The 20,009-nt window shown below is 72.8% G+C and carries 18 protein-coding genes; 9 read left to right on the forward strand and 9 right to left on the reverse strand.

All coding sequences use genetic code 11. The features are described from left to right. Positions 1-12 precede the first annotated feature (12 nt). The 3 genes from ABD946_RS10960 to ABD946_RS10970 are packed head-to-tail and all read right to left on the reverse strand — an operon-like array spanning position 13 to position 2,587. Entirely contained in the window at positions 13-1,101 is a 1,089-nt protein-coding gene (locus ABD946_RS10960) for an NAD(P)/FAD-dependent oxidoreductase (protein ID WP_345282434.1), read from the reverse strand. A gap of 56 nt (positions 1,102-1,157) precedes the next feature. After that, positions 1,158-2,057, reverse strand: coding sequence for a sigma-70 family RNA polymerase sigma factor (locus ABD946_RS10965; RefSeq protein ID WP_345282436.1), 900 nt, complete (start codon positions 2,055-2,057; stop codon positions 1,158-1,160). A 17-nt stretch (positions 2,058-2,074) separates the two neighbouring features. Further along, positions 2,075-2,587: a MarR family winged helix-turn-helix transcriptional regulator gene (locus ABD946_RS10970; RefSeq protein ID WP_345282437.1), complete on the reverse strand. Its 513-nt coding sequence runs from the start codon at positions 2,585-2,587 to the stop codon at positions 2,075-2,077. Positions 2,588-2,648: 61 nt separating this feature from the next. Between ABD946_RS10970 and ABD946_RS10975 the strand changes: the two genes are divergently transcribed. Then, positions 2,649-3,584 carry an EamA family transporter gene (locus tag ABD946_RS10975; protein WP_345282438.1) on the forward strand — a complete coding sequence of 312 codons (936 nt, stop codon included), beginning with the start codon at positions 2,649-2,651 and terminating at the stop codon, positions 3,582-3,584. A 39-nt stretch (positions 3,585-3,623) separates the two neighbouring features. On the opposite strand, the gene ABD946_RS10980 is transcribed toward ABD946_RS10975, so the two are convergent. Together ABD946_RS10980 and ABD946_RS10985 are read right to left on the reverse strand one after the other, a co-directional pair. Beyond that, positions 3,624-5,522, reverse strand: a complete 1,899-nt coding sequence (locus ABD946_RS10980) for an ABC transporter ATP-binding protein (protein WP_345282498.1) — start codon at positions 5,520-5,522, stop codon at positions 3,624-3,626. Positions 5,523-5,650: 128 nt separating this feature from the next. Then, positions 5,651-7,384, reverse strand: a complete 1,734-nt coding sequence (locus ABD946_RS10985; protein ID WP_345282439.1) for an ABC transporter ATP-binding protein — start codon at positions 7,382-7,384, stop codon at positions 5,651-5,653. A 281-nt stretch (positions 7,385-7,665) separates the two neighbouring features. Between ABD946_RS10985 and ABD946_RS10990 the strand changes: the two genes are divergently transcribed. From ABD946_RS10990 to ABD946_RS11010, 5 genes are all read left to right on the forward strand, one after another. Continuing rightward, positions 7,666-9,561, forward strand: a complete 1,896-nt coding sequence (locus tag ABD946_RS10990) for an AMP-dependent synthetase/ligase (RefSeq protein WP_345282441.1) — start codon at positions 7,666-7,668, stop codon at positions 9,559-9,561. Between the two features lie 58 nt (positions 9,562-9,619). Then, positions 9,620-10,849 carry a radical SAM family heme chaperone HemW gene (gene hemW, locus ABD946_RS10995; RefSeq protein WP_345282444.1) on the forward strand — a complete coding sequence of 410 codons (1,230 nt, stop codon included), beginning with the start codon at positions 9,620-9,622 and terminating at the stop codon, positions 10,847-10,849. Between the two features lie 158 nt (positions 10,850-11,007). Beyond that, a complete protein-coding gene (locus ABD946_RS11000; RefSeq protein ID WP_345282445.1) occupies positions 11,008-11,559 on the forward strand; it encodes an RNA polymerase sigma factor in 552 nt (183 codons plus the stop codon). Further along, the gene (locus ABD946_RS11005; RefSeq protein WP_345282446.1) at positions 11,556-12,161 is read left to right on the forward strand and encodes a hypothetical protein; all 606 of its coding nucleotides are present in this window, start codon (positions 11,556-11,558) and stop codon (positions 12,159-12,161) included. Before ABD946_RS11000 ends, ABD946_RS11005 begins: the two co-directional genes overlap by 4 nt. Positions 12,162-12,248: 87 nt before the next feature. After that, positions 12,249-13,550 carry a glycosyltransferase 87 family protein gene (locus ABD946_RS11010; protein ID WP_345282448.1) on the forward strand — a complete coding sequence of 434 codons (1,302 nt, stop codon included), beginning with the start codon at positions 12,249-12,251 and terminating at the stop codon, positions 13,548-13,550. Here the strand turns inward: ABD946_RS11010 and ABD946_RS11015 are convergent. Beyond that, positions 13,538-14,377, reverse strand: a complete 840-nt coding sequence (locus ABD946_RS11015) for a DUF3097 domain-containing protein (RefSeq protein ID WP_345282450.1) — start codon at positions 14,375-14,377, stop codon at positions 13,538-13,540. The two genes, ABD946_RS11010 and ABD946_RS11015, sit on opposite strands and share 13 nt — an antisense overlap. Before the next feature lie 30 nt (positions 14,378-14,407). Further along, positions 14,408-15,142, reverse strand: coding sequence for a DUF2785 domain-containing protein (locus ABD946_RS11020; RefSeq protein WP_345282452.1), 735 nt, complete (start codon positions 15,140-15,142; stop codon positions 14,408-14,410). 386 nt (positions 15,143-15,528) lie between these two features. Between ABD946_RS11020 and ABD946_RS11025 the strand changes: the two genes are divergently transcribed. Beyond that, positions 15,529-15,990 (forward strand): Cif family virulence factor, encoded by a 462-nt coding sequence (locus tag ABD946_RS11025; protein ID WP_345282454.1) that lies wholly within the window; start codon positions 15,529-15,531, stop codon positions 15,988-15,990. 12 nt (positions 15,991-16,002) lie between these two features. On the opposite strand, the gene pspAB is transcribed toward ABD946_RS11025, so the two are convergent. Both pspAB and htpX read right to left on the reverse strand, forming a co-directional pair. Continuing rightward, a complete protein-coding gene (pspAB, locus tag ABD946_RS11030) occupies positions 16,003-16,587 on the reverse strand; it encodes a PspA-associated protein PspAB (RefSeq protein WP_345282456.1) in 585 nt (194 codons plus the stop codon). 17 nt (positions 16,588-16,604) lie between these two features. Then, positions 16,605-17,519 (reverse strand): zinc metalloprotease HtpX, encoded by a 915-nt coding sequence (gene htpX, locus ABD946_RS11035; protein ID WP_345282458.1) that lies wholly within the window; start codon positions 17,517-17,519, stop codon positions 16,605-16,607. A 205-nt stretch (positions 17,520-17,724) separates the two neighbouring features. Between htpX and hrcA the strand changes: the two genes are divergently transcribed. Together hrcA and dnaJ are read left to right on the forward strand one after the other, a co-directional pair. After that, positions 17,725-18,756: a heat-inducible transcriptional repressor HrcA gene (hrcA, locus tag ABD946_RS11040; RefSeq protein ID WP_345282460.1), complete on the forward strand. Its 1,032-nt coding sequence runs from the start codon at positions 17,725-17,727 to the stop codon at positions 18,754-18,756. An 83-nt stretch (positions 18,757-18,839) separates the two neighbouring features. After that, positions 18,840-19,982 carry a molecular chaperone DnaJ gene (dnaJ, locus tag ABD946_RS11045; RefSeq protein ID WP_345282462.1) on the forward strand — a complete coding sequence of 381 codons (1,143 nt, stop codon included), beginning with the start codon at positions 18,840-18,842 and terminating at the stop codon, positions 19,980-19,982. Positions 19,983-20,009 lie beyond the last annotated feature (27 nt).

A 20,009-nucleotide genomic window follows, 5' to 3' on the forward strand; every position in this document is an offset into this window, starting at 1 on the left:
CCCTTCGGCGTCTCAGCGCAGGCCCTTGATGATCACCTTGAGGATCAGGCTCTTGGTCCAGCGGCCGAGCGCGCCGGTCAGCACGGTGTCGCGCATCGAGTCGTCCGGGTGGACCAGCTGCACCAGCCCGTCCCGGCGGCCCAGGCTGATGCACTGGAGCTGGTACTTGAAGGCGAAGGGCTTGGCGGTCCGCCCGGCCAGCAGGTCACCCAGGTAGCCGCCCTGCGGCAGGGCCGAGACGCAGCCCATCCGCAGTTCGCCGACGCCCTCCACCCTGACCTGGGCGGCGTCGCCGACCACGTGCACGTCCGGGTGCGAGACCGAGCGCAGGTACTCGTCCACCACCGCCCGGCCGTCGGGGGTGACCGCCAGCCCGGCCTCGGCGGCCAGCTCGCGGGGCTCGAAGGCGGCGGCCCAGGCGACCAGGTCGGCGTCGATCGCGCCCTCGTCGGTGCGCACCCCGGCGGCGGTCACGGCGGTCACCGCGCGGCCCTCGTGCGCCTCGACGCCGAGCCGCTCGAAGACCCGCCGCACGTGGGCCCGGCCCTTGGCCGAGAGGTGGTGGCCGACCGGGGTGGCCGAGACGACGCGGACCTTCCAGGCGGGGTGGGCCTCGGCCAGCTCGGTGGCCAGCTCGATGCCGGTGAGGCCGCCGCCGACCACCGCGACGGTGCCGGGCTTCGCGGCCGCCCTCATCCGGGCGGCCAGCTCGGCGGCCCGCTCGGCCGGGTAGGCGTGCTCGGCGGCGCCGGGGACGCCGTGCCAGGCGGTGCGGCTGCCGAGCGCGTAGACCAGGGTGTCGTACGAGAGCACCTCGCCCGAGTCCAGGAAGACCTTGCGGCCGTTCAGGTCCAGCTCGGTGGCGAGGGCCTGCTTGTGGGTCACCTGACGGTCCGCCAGCACCTCGGCCAGCGCGGGGCGGTGCTCCGGGTGGCCGGCGAAGGTCTCGTGCTGCCGGACCCGGTTGAGGAAGCGGGCCTCGGGGGCGACCAGGGTGACCCGGTGCTTCTTGCCGGCCCGGGTCGCCGCCGACAGGCCCGCGTAGCCGGCGCCGATCACGACGACGTGCTGCTGCTGGGTGGGCTGCTGCTGGGTGGTCATCCCGTCCTCCTGCGGAGCGCTTCTGGTTGCGTACGGCAGGAGGACGGGACAGCCGCTCAAGGTGTGACGGTGATCCGGGTCACATGGGTGAGCTTCTCCGGGTTGACCACGACGTGGGCCTCGGTGATCCGGCCGTCGGCCAGCTCGAAGACGACCACGCCGAAGACGGTGCCCGCCGCGTCGTGCCAGGCCATGCCGGGGACCCCGTTGACTAGGACGGTGGTCCAGCCGACCCCGGGCTCCGGGACCACGTACTTGGCGAACAGGCCCGTGACCAGCCGGGAGACCTTGTCCGCGCCGGTGATCGGGCGCACGCCCGCCGAGACGATGCCGCCGCCGTCGGAGTGCCAGACCACGTCCGGGTCGAGCAGCGCGACCAACCCCTGGATGTCGCCCTGGGTGGCCGCCGAGGCGAAGGCGGAGACCACCTCGCGGTGCGCGGCGCGGTCCACCGTGCCGCGCCGGCCGCCGTTCTTCATCCGGCGCCGGGCCCGGGAGGCGAGCTGGCGGGTGGCGTCGGGGGTGCGGTCCAGCGAGCCGGCGATCTCGTCGAAGCCGATCGAGAACACGTCGTGCAGCACGAAGGCGGTGCGCTCGGCGGGGGTGAGCTGCTCCAGCACGGTGAGCAGGGCCATCGAGACCTCCTCGCCCAGCTCGGCCAGGTGCGCGGGGGAGGCGTCCTCGGAGACCACCGGCTCGGGCAGCCACTCGCCGTAGTACGACTCGCGGCGGGACCGGGCCGAGCCCAGCTGGTCGTAGCAGAGCCGGGTGACCACCGTGGTCAGGAAGGCACGCGGCTCCTGGACCTTGCTCCGGTCGGTGGCCCGCCACCGCAGCCAGGCCTCCTGGAGGATGTCCTCGGCGTCGCTCACCGATCCCAGCAGCCGGTACGCCACCGAGCCCAGGTAGCGCCGCAGCGCCTCGAACTCGTCCACCCCTGACGTGTCATCAATCACCCGGCCACCGTACCCAATCAGCCGCCGGCCGAGACCAGCAGGCGGCGCAGCAGGTCGTTGAGGGTGGCGGTCTCCTCGGGGGTGAGCACCGCGATGGTGCGCTGGTAGACCTCGACGCCGGGGCCGACGGCGCGCTCGACCATGCCCAGGCCCTCCTCGGTGAGGGTGATCCGCAGGCCGCGGCGGTCGTTCGGGTCGGGGGAGCGGGTGATCAGGGCGGCCCGCTCCAGCTTGTCCAGCCGGCCCGTCATGCCGCCGGTGGTGACCATCAGGGTGGCGGTCAGCTCGCGGGGCGAGAGGGTGTACGGCGCGCCGGAGCGGCGCAGGGTGGCGAGCACGTCGAACTCGCCCCGGCCGATGCCGTGGTTGGCGTGCACCTGGGTGACCGAGTCGGTGACGGCGCGGGAGATCCGGCCCATCCGGCCGAAGACTTCCATGCCCTCGGTGGAGAGGTCGGGGCGGACCGCGTTCCACTGGGCGGCGATGGCGTCCACGGCGTCGGGCGCGGGGGGAGGGGGCTGCTCGTTCATGCGGAAATTCTGCCACAGGAAAGTGACTTGACGGCAAGTAGCTTGATGGTAAGTTACTTTCATGCTTCCGAACTCGCGCACCCTGGCCCTCACCGCACTGGCCCCGCTCGCCTGGGGCTCCACCTACCTGGTCACCACCGAGTACCTGCCGCCGGACCGTCCGCTGCTCACCGCCACCCTGCGCGCCCTGCCCGCCGGACTGCTGCTGCTGGCCTTCGCCCGGCGGCTGCCCAAGGGCGCCTGGTGGTGGAAGGCGGCCCTGCTGGGCGCGCTGAACATCACCGTCTTCATGGCCCTGCTGTTCGTCGCCGCCTACCGCCTGCCCGGGGGAGTGGCCGGCGTCCTGGGCGCGATCCAGCCGCTGGTGGCGGCCGGGCTGGCCGTCCCGCTGCTCGGCGAGCGTCCCGGCGGCCGGGCCGTGCTGGCCGGGGTGGCCGGGGTCTTCGGGGTGGCGCTGGTGGTGCTCCGGGCCACCGCACAGCTGGACACCGTCGGGGTGCTGGCCGGGCTCGCGGGGGCCGGGGTGATGGCGCTGGGCACCGTGCTGACCAAGCGTTGGGGCCGTCCCGAGGGCGTCGGACCGCTGGCCGTGACCGGCTGGCAGCTCACCGCCGGCGGCCTGCTGCTGGTGCCGATCGCGCTGCTGGCGGAGGGCGCTCCGCCCGCGCTGACCGGCACCAACCTGCTCGGCTACCTCTACCTCGCGGTGCCCAACACCGCGGTCGCCTACTGGGTGTTCTTCCGCGGCGTCGGCAAGCTGCCCGCCTCCTCGGTGGCCTTCCTCGGCCTGCTCAGCCCGGTCTCGGCCACCGTGCTCGGCTGGGTCTTCCTGCACCAGTCGCTGACCACCGTTCAGATGCTGGGCATGGCGCTGGCGCTGGGCAGCACCGTGGCGGGCGCGCTGTTCGCCGCCAAGCGCGGCGCGGCCGGCCGGGTGGTGGCGCAGGCGAAGCCCGCTCCGGTGGCCGCAAAGGTCCGGGCCCGCCTCGGAAGCTGAGACGGGCCCGGTACGCAGGGGGCGGTGAGGAGGCCGGGGTCAGTCGACCTCGGCCACCGCCTGGCTGAACTGGGCCTGGTAGAGGCGGGCGTAGGCCCCCTCGGCCGCGATCAGTCCGTCGTGGGTGCCCTGCTCCACGATCGAGCCGTCCTCCATCACCAGGATCACGTCGGCGTCCCGGATGGTGGAGAGCCGGTGCGCGATCACGAAGCTGGTCCGGCCGCTGCGCAGCCGGGCCATCGCGCGCTGGATGAGCACCTCGGTGCGGGTGTCGACGGAGGAGGTGGCCTCGTCGAGCACCAGGATGGACGGCTGGGCCAGGAAGGCCCGGGCGATGGTGATCAGCTGCTTCTCGCCCGCGCTGACGCCGGTGCCCTCGTCGTCGATGACGGTGTCGTAGCCGTCCGGGAGCGTCCGGACGAAGCGGTCCACGTGGGCCGCCTTCGCGGCCTCCACCACGGCCTCCCGTGATGCTCCGTCAGCCCCGTACGCGATGTTCTCCGCGATGGTGCCGCCGAACAGCCAGGTGTCCTGGAGCACCATGCCGATCCCGGACCGGAGCTCCTCCCGGGACATCGCGGTGATGTCCACGCCGTCCAGGGTGATCCGGCCGGAGGTCGGGTCGTAGAACCGCATCAGCAGGTTGACCAGGGTGGTCTTGCCCGCCCCGGTCGGGCCGACGATGGCCACCGTGTGGCCGGGCTCCACCTTGAGCGAGAGCCCGTCGATCAGCGGCTTGGCCGGGTCGTAGCGGAACGAGACGTCCTCGAAGGCGACCAGCCCGCGCAGCTCCTCGGGGCGCTCGGGGCGGACCGGCTCGGCGGACTGCTCGGGGGCGTCGAGGAGTTCGAAGACCCGCTCGGCCGAGGCCACGCCGGACTGCACCAGGTTGGCCATCGAGGCCACCTGGGTGAGCGGCTGGCTGAACTGCCGGGAGTACTGGATGAAGGCCTGCACGTCACCGATGGAGAGCGCGCCGGAGGCCACCCGCAGACCGCCGACCACGGCGACGAGCACGTAGTTGAGGTTGCCGATCAGCATCATCGCGGGCTGGATGATCCCGGAGATGAACTGGGCCTTGAAGCTGGCCTGGTAGAGCGCCTCGTTCTCCTGGCGGAAGGTCTCGGCCGCCTCCTTCTGCCGCCCGAAGACCTTGACCAGGGCGTGCCCGGTGTACATCTCCTCGATGTGGGCGTTGAGCGTGCCGGTGCTCTTCCACTGGGCGATGAACTGCGGCTGCGCGCGCTTGCCGACCTTGGTGGCGACCACCACCGAGACCGGGACCGAGATCAGCGCGATCAGCGCCAGCAGTGGAGAGATCCAGAACATCATCGCCAGCACGCCGACGATGGTGAGCAGCGAGTTCACCACCTGGCCCATGGTCTGCTGCATGGACTGGCCGATGTTGTCGATGTCGTTGGTGGCCCGGCTGAGCACCTCGCCGCGCGGCTGCTTGTCGAAGTAGCTGAGCGGCAGCCGGGCGAGCTTGCCCTCGACCTCCTCGCGCAGCCGGTACACCGCCCGGTTGATGGCGGTGGCGGCCAGCCGGCCCTGCACGATGCCGAACACCGCCGACAGCAGGTAGATCAGCAGCGTCCAGCCGAGCACGGTGCCGATCGCGCCGAAGTCCATGCCCTGGCCGGGGACGAAGTCCACCGCGCCGAGCAGGTCGGCCACCCCGCCCTGGCCGCTCGCCCGCAGGCCGTCCAGCACCTGGGCCTTGTCCACCCCGGGCGGGGTCTGCCGGCCGACCACCCCGGCGAAGATCAGGTCGGTGGCGTGGCCGAGCACCTTGGGGCCGGTCACGGCCAGCCCGATGCTCAGCACACCGAGCGTCAGCACCCCGGTCAGCAGGGCCCGTTCGGGCCGGAGCATGCCCAACAGGCGCTTGGAGGAGCCCTTGAAGTCCATCGACTTCTCGGTGCCCTGGCCGCCCATGAAGCGGCCCGGCCCGGCTGGCCCGCGGCGGGCGGCGGCGGTCTGCGATTCGGAGCCGCCCGCCCCGTCCTTGCTCAGGTCCGGCTTCCCGCCCGGCTTCTGAGGACCCGTCGGCCCCTTCCCGGTAGTCACGCCGCCTCCTGCTCGGTGAGCTGGGAGAGCACGATCTCCCGGTACGTCGGGTTGTCGGCCATCAGCTCGTGGTGGGTGCCGGTGCCGACCACGGCACCCTCGTCCAGCACCACGATCCGGTCGGCGTCGCGGATGGTGGAGACCCGCTGCGCCACGATCAGCACCGCCGCCTCGGCGGTCTCCCGGGCCAGCGCGGCCCGCAGCCGGGCGTCGGTGGTGTAGTCGAGGGCGGAGAAGGAGTCGTCGAAGAGGTACACCTTCGGACGGCTGACCAGCGCGCGGGCGATGGCCAGGCGCTGGCGCTGACCGCCGGAGACGTTCGAGCCGCCCTGGGCGATCGGGGCGTCCAGCCCCTCGGGGAGGCGCTCGACGAAGTCCTTGGCCTGGGCCGTCTCCAGCGCCCGCCAGAGCTCCTCGTCGGTGGCGTCGGGCTTGCCGTAGCGGAGGTTGGAGGCCACCGTGCCGGAGAACAGGTACGGCTTCTGCGGCACCAGGCCGACCGTCCCGGCGATCACCGCCGGGTCGAGCTCGCGGACGTCCACGCCGCCGAGCAGCACCTGGCCGCCGGTGGCGTCGAACAGCCGCGGCACCAGGCCGAGCAGGGTGGACTTGCCGCTGCCGGTGGAGCCGATCACCGCGGTGGTCTGCCCGGGACGGGCCACCAGGTCGACGCCGCGCAGCACCGGGGCCTCGGCGCCCGGGTAGCGGAACTCCACGTCGCGCAGCTCCAGCTGACCGCTGGTCGGCAGTTCGGTGACCGGGGCGGCGGGCGGGGCCACGCTGCTCTCGGTGCCGAGGACCTCCTCGATGCGCTCGGCGCAGACCTCGGCGCGCGGCACCATCATGAACATGAAGGTGGCCATCATGACGCTCATCAGGATCTGCATCAGGTAGGAGATGAAGGCGGTCAGCGCGCCGATCTCCATGCCGCCGGAGTCGATCCGGTGGGCACCGAACCAGATCACCGCGACGCTGGAGACGTTCACCACCAGCATCACGCTGGGGAACATGAAGGCCATCAGCCGGCCGACCCGGACCGAGACGTCCGTCAGGTCGGCGTTGGCACCGCCGAAACGATCCTGTTCGTGACGGTCCTTCACGAAGGCCCGGATGACCCGGATGCCGGTGATCTGCTCGCGCAGGATGCGGTTGACCGAGTCGATCCGGGTCTGCATCGAGCGGAACAGCGGCCGGACCCGCCTGATCAGCAGCAGCACCACGGCACCCAGCACCGGCACCACGACCAGCAGCAGCGCGGAGAGCGGCACGTCCTGGTTGAGCGCCATCAGGATGCCGCCGAAGCACATGATGGGTGCGGCCACCATCAGGGTGAAGCCCAGCAGCACCACCATCTGGACCTGCTGCACGTCGTTGGTGGTCCGGGTGATCAGCGAGGGGGCGCCGAAGGAGTTCAGCTCCCGGGCGGAGAAGCTCTGCACCCGGTCGAAGACCTCGGCCCGCAGGTCCCGCCCGACCGCCATCGCGGTGCGGGCGCCGTAGTAGACGCCGCCGACGGAGCAGAGCGCCTGGACGAGCGTGACGGCGATCATCACGCCGCCGAGCGAGAGGATCCGTCCGGTGTCCCCCTTCACCACCCCGGAGTCGATGATGTCGGCGTTCAGGGTGGGTAGGTAGAGGGCGGCCAGGGTGGCGACCAGCTGGAGCAGCACCAGCCAGCCGATCGGTCGGCGGTAGGTGCCCAACCGGGTCCGTAGGAGTTTGATCAGCACTGTGACACTTTCGTTGTCGGCCGAGGGAGTCGCAGCCCATTTTCGGCCTTCCGGCGGGGCGTCGGGGGGTTTACCGTGTGCCGACCAAGGGGTTTTGTACTGTCTTTGCACGGCGCGGAGAGCCGGGTGCCAGGTCCGTGTACCCCCTTACGGATCGGCGTCCGAGCCCCTAGGCTGCTGGAACCCAGCTTGTTACTCGCTGGTTAACCAGTCGGCCCGGTCGGCAGGCCCCCACGCCACCGAGCCCCACCCTCGGCCACCCGCCACCCCGGAGGTCCTCGTTGAGTTCCGCGCAGTCCACGATCGACCGGCGGCCGCCGTCGGTGGCCCACATCTTCCTGAACCGCGTCGAGGCCACTCCGAACGGTGAGGCGTACCGCTTCCCCGTCCCGGTGGACGAGCACGCGGCGGACGGTGCCCCCGGTGCCGAGCAGTGGCGCTCGCTGACCTGGAAGCAGACCGCCGAGCGGGTGTACGCGGTCACGGCCGGCCTGATGACCCTGGGCATCGGCCCGGAGGACCGGGTCGCGCTCTCCTCCTCCACCCGGATCGAGTGGATCGTCGCGGACCTCGGCAACATGTGCGCGGGTGCCGCGACCACCACCGTCTACCCGAGCACCAACGCGGAGGAGACGGCCTTCATCCTGGCCAACTCCGGCAGCAAGGCGATGTTCGCCGAGAACGCCGCCCAGCTGGCCAAGGCGGTCGAGCGCAAGGCCGAGCTGCCCGAGCTGCGCACCGTGATCCTGTTCGACGCCCCCGGCGGCGAGCTGGAGACCGGCGGCCTGGAGGTGCTCACCCTCGACGAGCTGGAGCAGCGCGGCAAGGCCCACCTGGCCGAGCACCCGGACGCGGTGACCAAGGCCGTCGACGGGTTGGACCGCGAGCAGCTGGCCACCTTGATATACACCTCGGGCACCACCGGGCGCCCCAAGGGCGTCCGCCTGGTGCACGACTGCTGGGCCTACGAGGGCGTGGCCCAGGAGGAGAGCGGCCTGCTCCGCTCCGACGACGTGCAGTTCATGTGGCTGCCGTTGTCGCACGTCTTCGGCAAGACCCTGATCTCGGGTCAGATCCGCACCGGCCACGTGATGGCGGTGGACGGCCGGGTGGACCGGATCATCCACAACCTCCCGGCGATCCGGCCGACCCTGATGGCCAGCGCGCCGCGGATCTTCGAGAAGGTCTACAACGGCATCGCCGGCAAGGCCCGGGCCGAGGGCGGCGCCAAGTACAAGATCTTCCTGTGGGCCGCCAAGGTCGCCCGCGACCACGCCCGGACCAGCCAGGCCAACCGGATCGCCACCGGCCGCGACAGCGTGCCGTTCGCGCTGGGCCTGCAGCACACGATCGCCGACAAGCTGGTCTACGCCAAGATCCGGGCGGCCTTCGGCGGCCGGCTGCGCGGCGCTGTCTCCGGCAGCGCGGCGCTGGCCCCCGAGATCGGCTACTTCTTCAAGGGCGCCGGCGTCCCGGTCCTGGAGGGCTACGGCCTCACCGAGACCAGCGCGGGCTCCACGGTCAACCGGGCCGAGGACTTCCGGGTCGGCACCGTCGGCGTCCCGCTGCCGGGCACCGAGGTCCGGATCGCCGAGGACGGCGAGATCCTGCTCAAGGGCCCGGGCATCATGCGCGGCTACCACGACCTCCCGGAGCAGACCGCCGAGGTGCTGGAGGCCGACGGCTGGTTCCACACCGGCGACATCGGCGAGATCGAGAACGGCTACCTGCGGATCACCGACCGCAAGAAGGACATGTTCAAGACCTCGGGCGGCAAGTACGTCGCGCCCAGCGAGGTGGAGGGCAAGTTCAAGGCGGTCTGCCCGTTCGTCAGCAACATCCTGGTGATCGGCAACGGCCGCAACTTCTGCACCGCGCTGATCGGCCTGGACGAGACGGTGATCATGCCGTGGGCGGCCGAGCACGGCCTGGCCGGCAAGTCCTACGCCGAGGTGGTGGCCAGCCCCGAGGTGCACGCGCTGATCGACGGCTTCGTGCAGCGGCTCAACGGCGAGCTCCAGCGCTGGCAGACCGTCAAGAAGTTCACCCTGCTCCCGCGCGACCTGGACATCGAGCACGGCGAGCTGACCCCCAGCCTCAAGATCAAGCGCCCGGTGGTCGAGAAGACCTACGCCGACGCGGTCACCGCGATGTACGCGGGGGCCAACGAGGCCTGATCCCCCCGGGCCGGTCCCGGCGGTCCGGCGTTCGTCCGCCGTACCGGACAATGGGGTCATGCCCTCCGCACTTCCCGACGGCGAACCGCTGCCGTCCGACGGCTCGCTGCCCGACTCCGCGCTCGCGGAGCTCGGGCGGCGGCCGTTCGGCTTCTACCTGCACGTGCCGTACTGCGCCAGCCGCTGCGGCTACTGCGACTTCAACACCTACACCGCCACCGAGCTGCGCTCCTCCGGCGCCGTGGCCTCCCAGGACACCTACGCGGACAACCTGGTGAGCGAGATCCGGCTGGCCCGCAAGGTGCTCGGCGCGGCTGAGCTCCCGGTCGAGACGGTCTTCGTGGGCGGCGGCACGCCGACCCTGCTGCCCGCCGCCGACCTGGTGAAGGCGCTGGCCGCGATCCGCGAGGAGTTCGGCCTGGCCCCCGGCGCCGAGGTCACCACCGAGGCCAACCCCGAGTCGGTCGACCCGGCCTACCTGGCCGAGCTCCGCGAGGGCGGCTACACCCGGATCTCCTTCGGCATGCAGAGCGCCCGGCCGCACGTGCTCCAGCTGCTGGACCGTCACCACACGCCGGGGCGTCCCGAGGCCTGCGTGGCCGAGGCCAGGGCGGCGGGGTTCGAGCACGTCAACCTGGACCTGATCTACGGCACCCCCGGTGAGTCCGACGACGACTGGCGGGCCTCGCTGGACGCCGCCGTCGGCGCCGGTCCCGACCACGTCTCCGCCTACTCGCTGATCGTCGAGGACGGCACCAAGCTGGCCGCCCGGGTCAAGCGCGGCGAGCTGCCGATGATCGACGACGACGTGCACGCCGACCGCTACCTGATCGCCGAGGAGGCGCTCTCCGCCGCCGGGTACTCCTGGTACGAGGTCTCCAACTGGGCCACCACCGAGGCCGGACGCTGCCGCCACAACGAGCTCTACTGGACCGGCGCCGACTGGTGGGGGGCGGGCCCCGGCGCCCACAGCCACGTCGGCGGGGTCCGCTGGTGGAACGTCAAGCACCCGGCCGCGTACGCGCAGGCACTCGCGGAGGGCCGCACCCCCGGGCAGGGGCGCGAACTGCTCGCCGCCGAGGACCGCCGGGTCGAGCGCATCCTGCTGGAGCTCCGGCTCCGGGACGGCTGCCCGCTCGCGCTGCTGACGGCCGACGGGCTGGCCGCCGCCGCCCGGGCACTCGCCGAAGGACTGCTGGACGCGGCCGCGTACGCCGACGGCCGGGCCGCCCTGACGCTGCGCGGGCGGCTGCTGGCGGACGGGGTGGTCCGGGACCTGGTGGACTGAGCCTCCGACCGTCGACCTCCGCCTGCCGGTCCTCCCCTTCCGGCCCCCTTCCCGCCCCCTGCCCAGCGGTCCCCGCCGCCACGGGTGAAACGCTTTCAGGGGCCGGAGCCAAGTACGGGGTGAGGAGGCCGTCGGGGCCTCCACGAGGGGAGGACGGCGTGGTCGACGCTCCGCCCGATCTCACGACCCCGGAGGGCTTCGGTGCCTTCTACCGGGAGCACGTTCATACCGTCCTGGGATTCGTCACCCGCCGCGTGACGGATCCGCACCTGGCGGCGGACCTGACGGCCGACATCTTCGTGGCCGCCCTGGAGGCCGCCTCCGGCTACCGCGCGGACCGGGGCACTCCCGTCGCCTGGCTCTACGGCATCGCGCGGAACGTGGTCGCGTCCCACGCCCGCGGCAGTGGCCGCGAGCGCGGCGCCCTGGCCAGACTCCAGGGCCGCCGCCTGCTCGACGACCAGGACGTGGCGGCCCTGGAGGAGCGGATCGACGCCCAGCGGGCCGTCCGCGCGCTGGCGGACCGTCATGCCGGCCTCTCCGAGCCGCTCCGCGCCGTCCTCGACCTGATGGTCCTGGACGGCCTCACCCCGGCTGAGACGGCCCAGGTCCTCGGCTTGAGCCAGGCCACCGTCCGGGTCCGCCTGCACCGAGCCCGCCGCATCCTGCGGGCCACCCCCGCCGCCCAACTGATCGAGGTAGCCCTGTGAACAGCACCGGGGCCGGCACCGGCCACCACACCGACCACTTCGAACAGCGCCTCTTCGAGGAGTTGACCGCCCTCGCGTCCGAGCCCCGACCAGCCAGCCCCGCCCCGCGCCGGGTGCTGCCCCGGGTCCGCCCGGTGCCCGCCATCGCGGTGGGGCTGGCCGCCACGGTCGCGGCCGTCGCGCTGCCCGCCGTCCTGGCCGGGGAGTCCGGCGGGGCCGGAGCGGCCTACGCCGTGAGCCGGGGGGACGACGGCTCCATCGCCGTGGAGGTCCACGACCTCTCCGCGATCGACGCCGTCGCTGCGGAGCTCCGCCGCCTGGGCGTGCCCGCAGCCGCGGTGCGGGCCTCGGCCGACTGCCCCCTGCCGTTCCCCGAGGGGCCGGCCGCACGGTCGGTCCGGGCGTTCCCTCAGGACACCTCGGCCACGGTGCGGATCGACCCGAGTCAGGTCCCGTCCGGCAGCACCCTGCTGGTGATCGGTCAGCGGGAGGAGCCCGGGGCCGGAGCAGAGGTGGTCTCGGTCACGACCCGGGTGACGGGTTCGGTGCCCGGCTGCGTCCCCGTGCACGGTGGTGTGCGGCCGGTGGAGCCGGTCCGTTGACGGCGGGTCAGCGTCGGTCCGAGCGGCTCCACGGAGCCAGTGCTTCGTCCAGGAAGGATTCCAACTGGACCCGTTAGCCTTGGCCGGATGAGCGTGTTCTCCCCGCGGCCGGTCGGCCGCGTTCCGGTGCGCCCGACGGCCGGCCGGTGGTCGTCCTGGTGCCTGCCGCTGCTCCTGGTGAGCGCGGTCGCGGCGCTGGCGGTCGGGCTCTCCTCGCCGCCCGGGACGGCCCAGCGGTGGTGGGGCGTGATCGCCGGGCCCGGCTACGGGGTGGCCGCGCTGGTGGCGCTCGGTACCCGGGCGCGCTGGGGGCGGGCCGCGGCGGTGGTCGCGGTCCTCGGCTCACTGGTGGTGCCGCTGGTCTGGCTCACCGTGCTCGGGCGGGCCCAGATGGAGGTGGGGGTGATCGAGCGGGGTGCCCGCCTGCTGCTCGACACCGGTACTCCGTACCTGCACGCGCCGCAGGCGGTGAAGGAGTTCAACCCGTACCTGCCGGGGATGTCGCTCTTCGGGCTCCCGGCCGCGCTGTTCGGCGGCGGGGCGCTGACCGGAGCCAGGCTCTGGTTGGTGCTGGGCACCCTGGCGGCGCTGGTGTGGTCGGTACGGCTGGTCGCCACCGGGCCGTCAGCTGACGGCGCATCAGTGGGGCCGGACCGTCTCACCCGGCTGCTCTGGGTCGTGGCCTGCCCGGTGGTCGCGCTGCCGCTGGCGATCGGCGGGGTGGACCCGCCGGTGATCGCGCTGCTCTGCCTGGCCCTGGCCTTCGCGCAGCGCGGCGAGGCCGGCCGGGCCGGGGTGGTCGCCGGTCTGGCGGCGGCGTTGAAGTGGACGGCCTGGCCGGCCGTGCCGGTGCTGCTGGTGCTCCTCGCGGTCCGGTCCGGGCGCCGCGCGGCGCTGCGGTTCACCGCGGCCGCCGGGGCGGTAGCGCTGGTCGCGGTGGTACCGGTGCTGCTGGTCGATCCGGAGGCCTTCCGGCAGAGCGTGCTGCTCTACCCGTTCGGCCTGAGCGGCACCACCTCCACCGCCGCCAGCCCACTGCTCGGGCAGCTACTGGTCACGCTGCTGCCCGAGCACGGCAAGGCGGTCGCGGTGGTGCTGATCGGGTTGAGCGCAGTGGCCGTCGGGGTCTCCCTGGTGGTCCGGCCGCCGCGCGACGTGACGGCGGCGGCCGGTCGGCTGGCGCTCGGGCTGCTGCTGGCGATCCTGCTCTCGCCGGCGACCAGGATCGGCTACGCGGTCTACCCGGTGGTGCTGTACCTCTGGCCCCGGCTGTTCGTCACCGACCGCACCGTTGCTGCCGACCGCGCCGACCGCGCCTTCCGCGCCGACCGCACCGACCGCGGCCTCGTGGGGACTCGTGCCGACAGCCGGGCGGCTCAGCCCTCCTGACCCGCCGTCACGAAGTCGATCAGCTCCTCGACCCGGCCCAGCAGCGCCGGGTCGAGGTCGCGGAACGAGTTCACCGAGGCCAGGATCCGCTTCCAGGCCGCCGGGGTGTCCTCCGGCCAGCCCAGCCGACGGCAGACCCCGAGCTTCCACTCCTCCCCGCGCGGCACCTCCGGCCAGCCGGGGATGCCCACGCTGGACGGCTTCACCGCCGCCCAGACGTCGATGTACGGGTGGCCGACCACCAGGACGTCGGCCCCGGTCACCTGCTGAGCGATCCGGTGCTCCTTGGTCCCCGGCAGCAGGTGGTCGACCAGCACCCCGAGCCGCCGCCCGGGCCCCGGGCCGAACTCCGCGACGATGGCCGGGAGGTCGTCGACGCCCTCCAGGTACTCCACCACCACGCCCTCGATCCGCAGGTCGTCGCCCCAGACCCGCTCGACCAGTTCGGCGTCGTGCCGCCCCTCCACGTAGATCCGCGACTCCCGGGCCACCCGGGCCCGAGCCCCCGGCACCGCCACCGAGCCCGAGGCGGTCCGTCCCGGCCCCTGCGGCGGCCCGGTCCTGGCCGCCACCGGCCGGACCAGGGTGACCACCCGGCCCTCCAGCAGGAAGCCGCGCGGCACCATCGGGAAGACCCGCTGCTTCCCGAACCGGTCCTCCAGCGTGACGGTGAACCCCTCCGCGGTCTTCTCGCACCGCACCACCGCCCCGCAGTACCCGGTGGCCGCCTCCTCCACCACCAGGTCGCGCTCCGCCGCCACCTCGGGCGCCGGCTGCTGCCGCTTCCACGGCGGGGTCAGATCGGGTCCGTACTCCTTGCTCCGCATTCCCCGGAGTCTACGAGCCGCCCCCGCCCGTCACCCCGCATACGGTGCCGCGATCCTCAACACGCCGGCCACCGCCTCCCGCACCGCCGCCCGGTGACGGAGCATCAGCGGCTCCCCCTGGCGCCCGCGCGGCCGCACCCCGCGGTCCGCCAGCAGGTAGACCACCCGGAGGGTGCGGAGGGTGTTCGACGCGAACGGCGGCATCGGCCCGGGCTCTCCCCGGCCGAACTCCTCGGCCACCAGGTCCAGCCACCCCACCGACTCACGCTCCGTCAGCTCCGCCCGGGTCAGCACCACCCCGAGCGCACAGCCGATCCGGTCGTCCTCCATGGAGTCGAAGACCTGCCCCGTCGGAGCCAGCAGCCGCCGCGCCCCCAGCTCCAGCAGCGGCGCGGGCTCCACCGCCGGGTGCCGACCGAAGGCGGCCAGCAGGTCCGCCCCGTGCGCGGCGGCGTGCAGCCAGCCGAGCCCGGCGTCGTACCCGCGCAGGTCGGGCTCCGCGGGGTACCAGCGCGCGAACTCCTCCACCCACTCCGCCCGGTGGGCACCGGCCTCCACCAGCCGGGCCAGCACCAGCGCGGCGAAGCTCCGCACGTGCACCTCGGGATCGCCGAACCACCCGGCCAGCTCGTCCCCGAGCCGGGACCGCTCGGCCTCCTCCAGGCCGGGTACCAGCTCCGCCAGCCGGACGTAGGCGTGGTCGTCCCGGACGGCCGGATCGGGGGAGCGGAGGGCGCGCAGCAGGCCGGGAAGGTCGGATCTCATGGGCCGTCAGGGTACGGCGCGGTGTTCGGACGGGTGCGGTAGGGTCCGGGCCGTCGTGCACCGGATCGGGGGGCCGGCGATGACCGGGAGTTGGGCGCTGCGTCGTTGGGGCCGAAGTCGCGGCGGCGGTCACCGACCTGGCGCACCGTCACTTCGGCCTCGCCACCGTCCGGGCCGGGACCGCCGTCACCAACCGGGCCGGCCTCCGGACGCTGGAGGCCGCCGGGTTCGTCCCGGCCGAGGGCCCGGCCCGGCACGTCCTTCCGAACGGCCGGGAGGTCGCCGCCGCCTGGTACCGGCACGGGGCGGACCACGTCCGCAGGTGCCGGGCGCTGGGCTGACCGGACCCCTCCCGCTCGGTGCCATTGCACTGTTACTGTCCGGGCATGTCTTCGACCGACGCAGCCTCGACCGACGCAGCCTCGAACGGCGCGGCCCCCGGCGACGGGGCCAAGCGCGAGATCGACGCCCTGACCGCCGAGTTCTTCGGCGCCTTCGACAACCGGGACGGCAAGCCCGCCGACGTCGGGCGGATCCGCCGGTTGATGGTGCCGGGCGGGGTGATCGTGGTGACCGGGCCGAGGTACACCGTCTACTCCGTCGAGGAGTTCGTCGCTCCCCGCGAGGAGTTGCTCGCGAACGGCCGCCTGACCGAGTTCCACGAGTGGGAGACCAGCGAGCGCACCGACATCGCCGGCGACATCGCCTGTCGCTTCGGCGAGTACGCCAAGTCGGGCTTCCTCGACGGCGCCGTGTACGAGGGCACGGGCACCAAGACGATGCAGTTCGTCCGCACGCCCCGGGACGGTTGGAGGATCACCGCCTTCTCCTGGTACGACCGTCCCTGAGCCGACGCCCCGTCACAGCCCGGGCGCTCCCCAGACGGGGAACCAGCGGTTGAGCTCCGGCTCCACCTTGAGGTCGTCGGCGAGCAGCGCCTTCACCTGGAGCTCCAGTGCGTTGTCGCGCCGTTCGACGCCGCCCGCCAGCGGGGCGAAGGGGTAGAAGGTGCCGCGCTTGTAGAGGTAGACCAGCCCGAGCGGCCGCTCGGCGCCGTCGCGGAACGAGACGATGGAGCACAGCAGTTGGGGCCCGAAGCCGTTGGCCTCCAGCTCGCCGTTGACCGCGTGCAGGTCGTTGACCAGTTCGGGGAGCTCCTCGGGGGCGTGCCGGGCCAGCAGCCAGGAGTAGCCGTAGGAGTCCCGGGAGGCCTCGACCGGGGTGCCGCCGCGGCCGGTGTCGGCGTCGAGCAGGGCGGTGACCTGGCGGGTCACCTCACCGAAGGCGCCGCCTTCGACGGCGGCGAAGCAGACCGAGCCGAGGCCGGTCGGGCGGAAGCCGGCGCCCGCCTCCAGGGTGAGGGCGGCGGAGGGGACGGCGAACAGCTGGTCCAGGTCCGGGCGGACGGGCTTGCTGCGGCCGAAGAGCGAGTCGAGGAATCCCATGGCGCGTGCGGCTCCCCTCAGCGGCCGAGTTCGGCGGAGATCCGCCCGAGCTGGTCGAGCCGCTGCTCCAGCGACGGGTGGGTGGACATCAGCTGACTCGCCGTCTCCCGGGCGCTCAGCGCAGGCGCGAAGTAGAAGGCGTTGTACGGCTGCGCCCGGCGCAGGTCCTCGGTGGGGATGGCGGAGATCTGGCCGGTGACCTTGGTGAGGGCGGAGGCCAGTGCGCTGGGGCGGCCGGTGAGCTGGGCGGCGGCGCGGTCGGCGGCCAGCTCGCGGTAGCGGGAGAGCAGGCGGGTGAGCAGGAAGCTGGCCGCGTAGACCAGCATGCTGACCAGCGGGACCAGGATCATCGCGACGGCCGCGTTGCTGTCCCGGCTGCCGCGTCCGTTCAGGAAGCCGCCGTAGAGGGCGATCCGGGTGATCACCCCGGCCAGCACGCCGAGGAAGCCGGCGATGGTCATCACCGCGACGTCCCGGTGGGCGACGTGCGAGAGCTCGTGGGCGAGCACGCCCTCCAGCTCCTCGGGCTCCAGCCGCCGCAGCAGGCCGGTGGTGACGCAGACCACCGCGTTCTGCGGGTTGCGGCCGGTGGCGAAGGCGTTGGGCATGTCGGTGTCGGTGACCGCCACCCGGGGCTTGGGCATGTCGGCCAGGGCGCAGAGCCGGTCCACCGTGCCGTGAAGCTGCGGGTACTCCTCGGGGGTGACCTCGCGGGCGCCCATGGCGCGCTGGGTGATCCGGTCGCTGAACCAGAACTGCGCCACGAAGAGCCCGCCGGAGATCAGCACCACCAGCGGCCAGGCCCCGCGGAGCAGCACGATCAGCACCCCGGTGAAGCCCACGTACAGCAGCCCGATGACGAACATGGTGGTGACCATCCGGCCCGTCAGACCTCGGTCCGGGGCGAAGCGGGTGCGCCGTCCTGATGACATGTCTGCTCCTTGTATCCCGGTATGTCCGCTTTCGATGCTGCCACTACCGGACCGCCCCCGGGGCGAGGCCCAACTGACGGAGCAACGAGGATCACCTGAGCGCCCCGTTCCTGCCGTCACCCATGGGCCTTACACTGGCTGGTACTGCCCTGGCACTCTGCCCGTCTGAGTGCCAGCGGGCCTGGCCGAGAGGGAGGTGGGTGCCATGTACGGCGAGCGGCCGTTGGACGACCGCAAGCTCGCGGTGCTGCGCGCCATCGTCCAGGACTACGTCGGGACGGAGGAGCCGGTCGGCTCCAAGGCCCTGGTCGAGCGGCACAACCTCGGCGTCTCCCCGGCCACCGTGCGCAACGACATGGCGGCCCTGGAGGAGGACGGCTACATCCACCAGCCGCACACCAGTGCGGGCCGGATCCCCACTGACAAGGGGTACCGGCTGTTCGTGGACCGGCTGGCCGAGGTCAAGCCGATGAGCTCCCCGGAGCGCCGGGCCATCCGGCACTTCCTGGACGGCGCGGTGGACCTGGACGACACGGTGGCCCGCACGGTCCGGCTGCTGGCGCAGCTGACCAGGCAGGTCGCGGTGGTCCAGTACCCCTCGCTGAGCCGTTCGACGGTCCGTCACGTCGAGCTGGTGGCACTGGCCCCGGCCAAGGTGATGCTGGTCCTGATCACCAACACCGGCCGGGTCGAGCAGCGGATGGTGGACTGCCCGGGCGCGGTCGGCGAGACGGTCCTGGCGGACCTGCGCTCCCGGCTCAACGCCCAGGCGGTGGGCCGGCCGCTGCCGGAGGTCCCGGGCCTGCTGGAGGACCTCCCGTCCACCTTCGAGCCCGCCGACCGGCCGACGGTCTCCACCGTGCTGGCCACCCTGTTCGAGACCCTGGCGGAGCAGAACGAGGAGCGGATCATGCTGGCCGGCACGGCCAACCTGACCCGCTTCGGCCACGACTTCCCGCTCACCATCCAGCCGGTGCTGGAGGCCCTGGAGGAGCAGGTCGTCCTGCTCCGTCTCCTGGGTGAGACGGCGGACGCGGGGATGACGGTCCGGATCGGCCACGAGAACGCCTACGAGGGCCTCAATTCCACCTCGGTGGTCTCGGTCGGTTACGGTTCGGGCGATCAGAGTGTCGCGAAGCTGGGCGTGATCGGACCGACCCGGATGGACTACCCGGGCACAATGGGGGCGGTGCGAGCGGTGGCGCGGTACGTGGGCCAGATCCTGGCCGAGTCGTAGGCGAGTCGTAGGAACAGCTCGAAGATCAGCACTGTTCAGGACCAGTCGCAGCACTTCTAGAGGCGGAACAAGCGGAGCATTTGGTGGCCACGGACTACTACGCGGTACTCGGCGTCCGACGGGATGCGGGGCAGGACGAGATCAAGAAGGCGTTCCGGCGCCTCGCCCGCGAACTGCACCCGGACGTCAACCCGGACCCCAAGACGCAGGAGCGGTTCAAGGAGATCAACGCCGCCTACGAGGTGCTCTCCGACCCGGCCAAGCGCCAGGTCTACGACCTCGGCGGCGACCCGCTCTCGCCCAACGGCGGTGGCGGGGCCGGCGGCTTCGGCGCGGGCGCGGCGGGCTTCGGCTTCTCCGACATCATGGACGCGTTCTTCGGTGCGGCCTCGGGCCAGCGCGGCCCGCGCTCGCGCACCCGGCGCGGCCAGGACGCGATGATCCGCCTGGAGATCACCCTGGAGGAGGCCGCCTTCGGCACCACCAAGGAGCTCCAGGTCGACACCGCCGTCACCTGCACCACCTGCAACGGCGAGGGCGCGGCCCCCGGCACCTCGGCGCAGACCTGTGACATGTGCCGCGGCAAGGGCGAGGTCTCCCAGGTCACCCGGTCCTTCCTGGGCCAGGTCATGACCTCCCGCCCCTGCCCGCAGTGCCAGGGCTTCGGCACCGTCGTGCCGACCCCGTGCCCCGAGTGCGCCGGCGACGGCCGGGTCCGCGCCCGCCGCACCCTGACGGTCAAGATCCCGGCCGGTGTGGACAACGGCACCCGGATCCAGCTGGCCGGCGAGGGCGAGGTCGGCCCCGGCGGCGGCCCCGCCGGTGACCTCTACGTCGAGATCGCCGAGACCAGCCACGCGGTCTTCCAGCGGCGCGGGGACGACCTGCACTGCACCGTCACCATCCCGATGACGGCGGCCGCGCTCGGCACCCAGGTGCCGCTGCAGACCCTGGACGGGCTGGAGGAGGTCGACATCCGGCCCGGCACCCAGTCCGGCCAGTCGATCCCGCTGCACGGACGGGGCATCACCCACCTGCGCGGCGGCGGGCGGGGCGACTTGATAGTGCACGTCGAGGTGCAGACCCCGACCAAGCTCGACCCGGAGCAGGAGGAACTGCTCCGGCGGATCGCCGTGCTCCGCGGCGAGGAGCGGCCCTCGGGTCAGTTCGCACCGGGCCAGCAGGGCCTGTTCTCCCGCCTGAAGGACGCGTTCAACGGTCGCTGAGACGGCGATCCGACCGAGGAGTAGCAC

This window comes from Kitasatospora albolonga (genome assembly GCF_039535905.1).
GTDB lineage: Bacteria > Actinomycetota > Actinomycetes > Streptomycetales > Streptomycetaceae > Kitasatospora > Kitasatospora albolonga.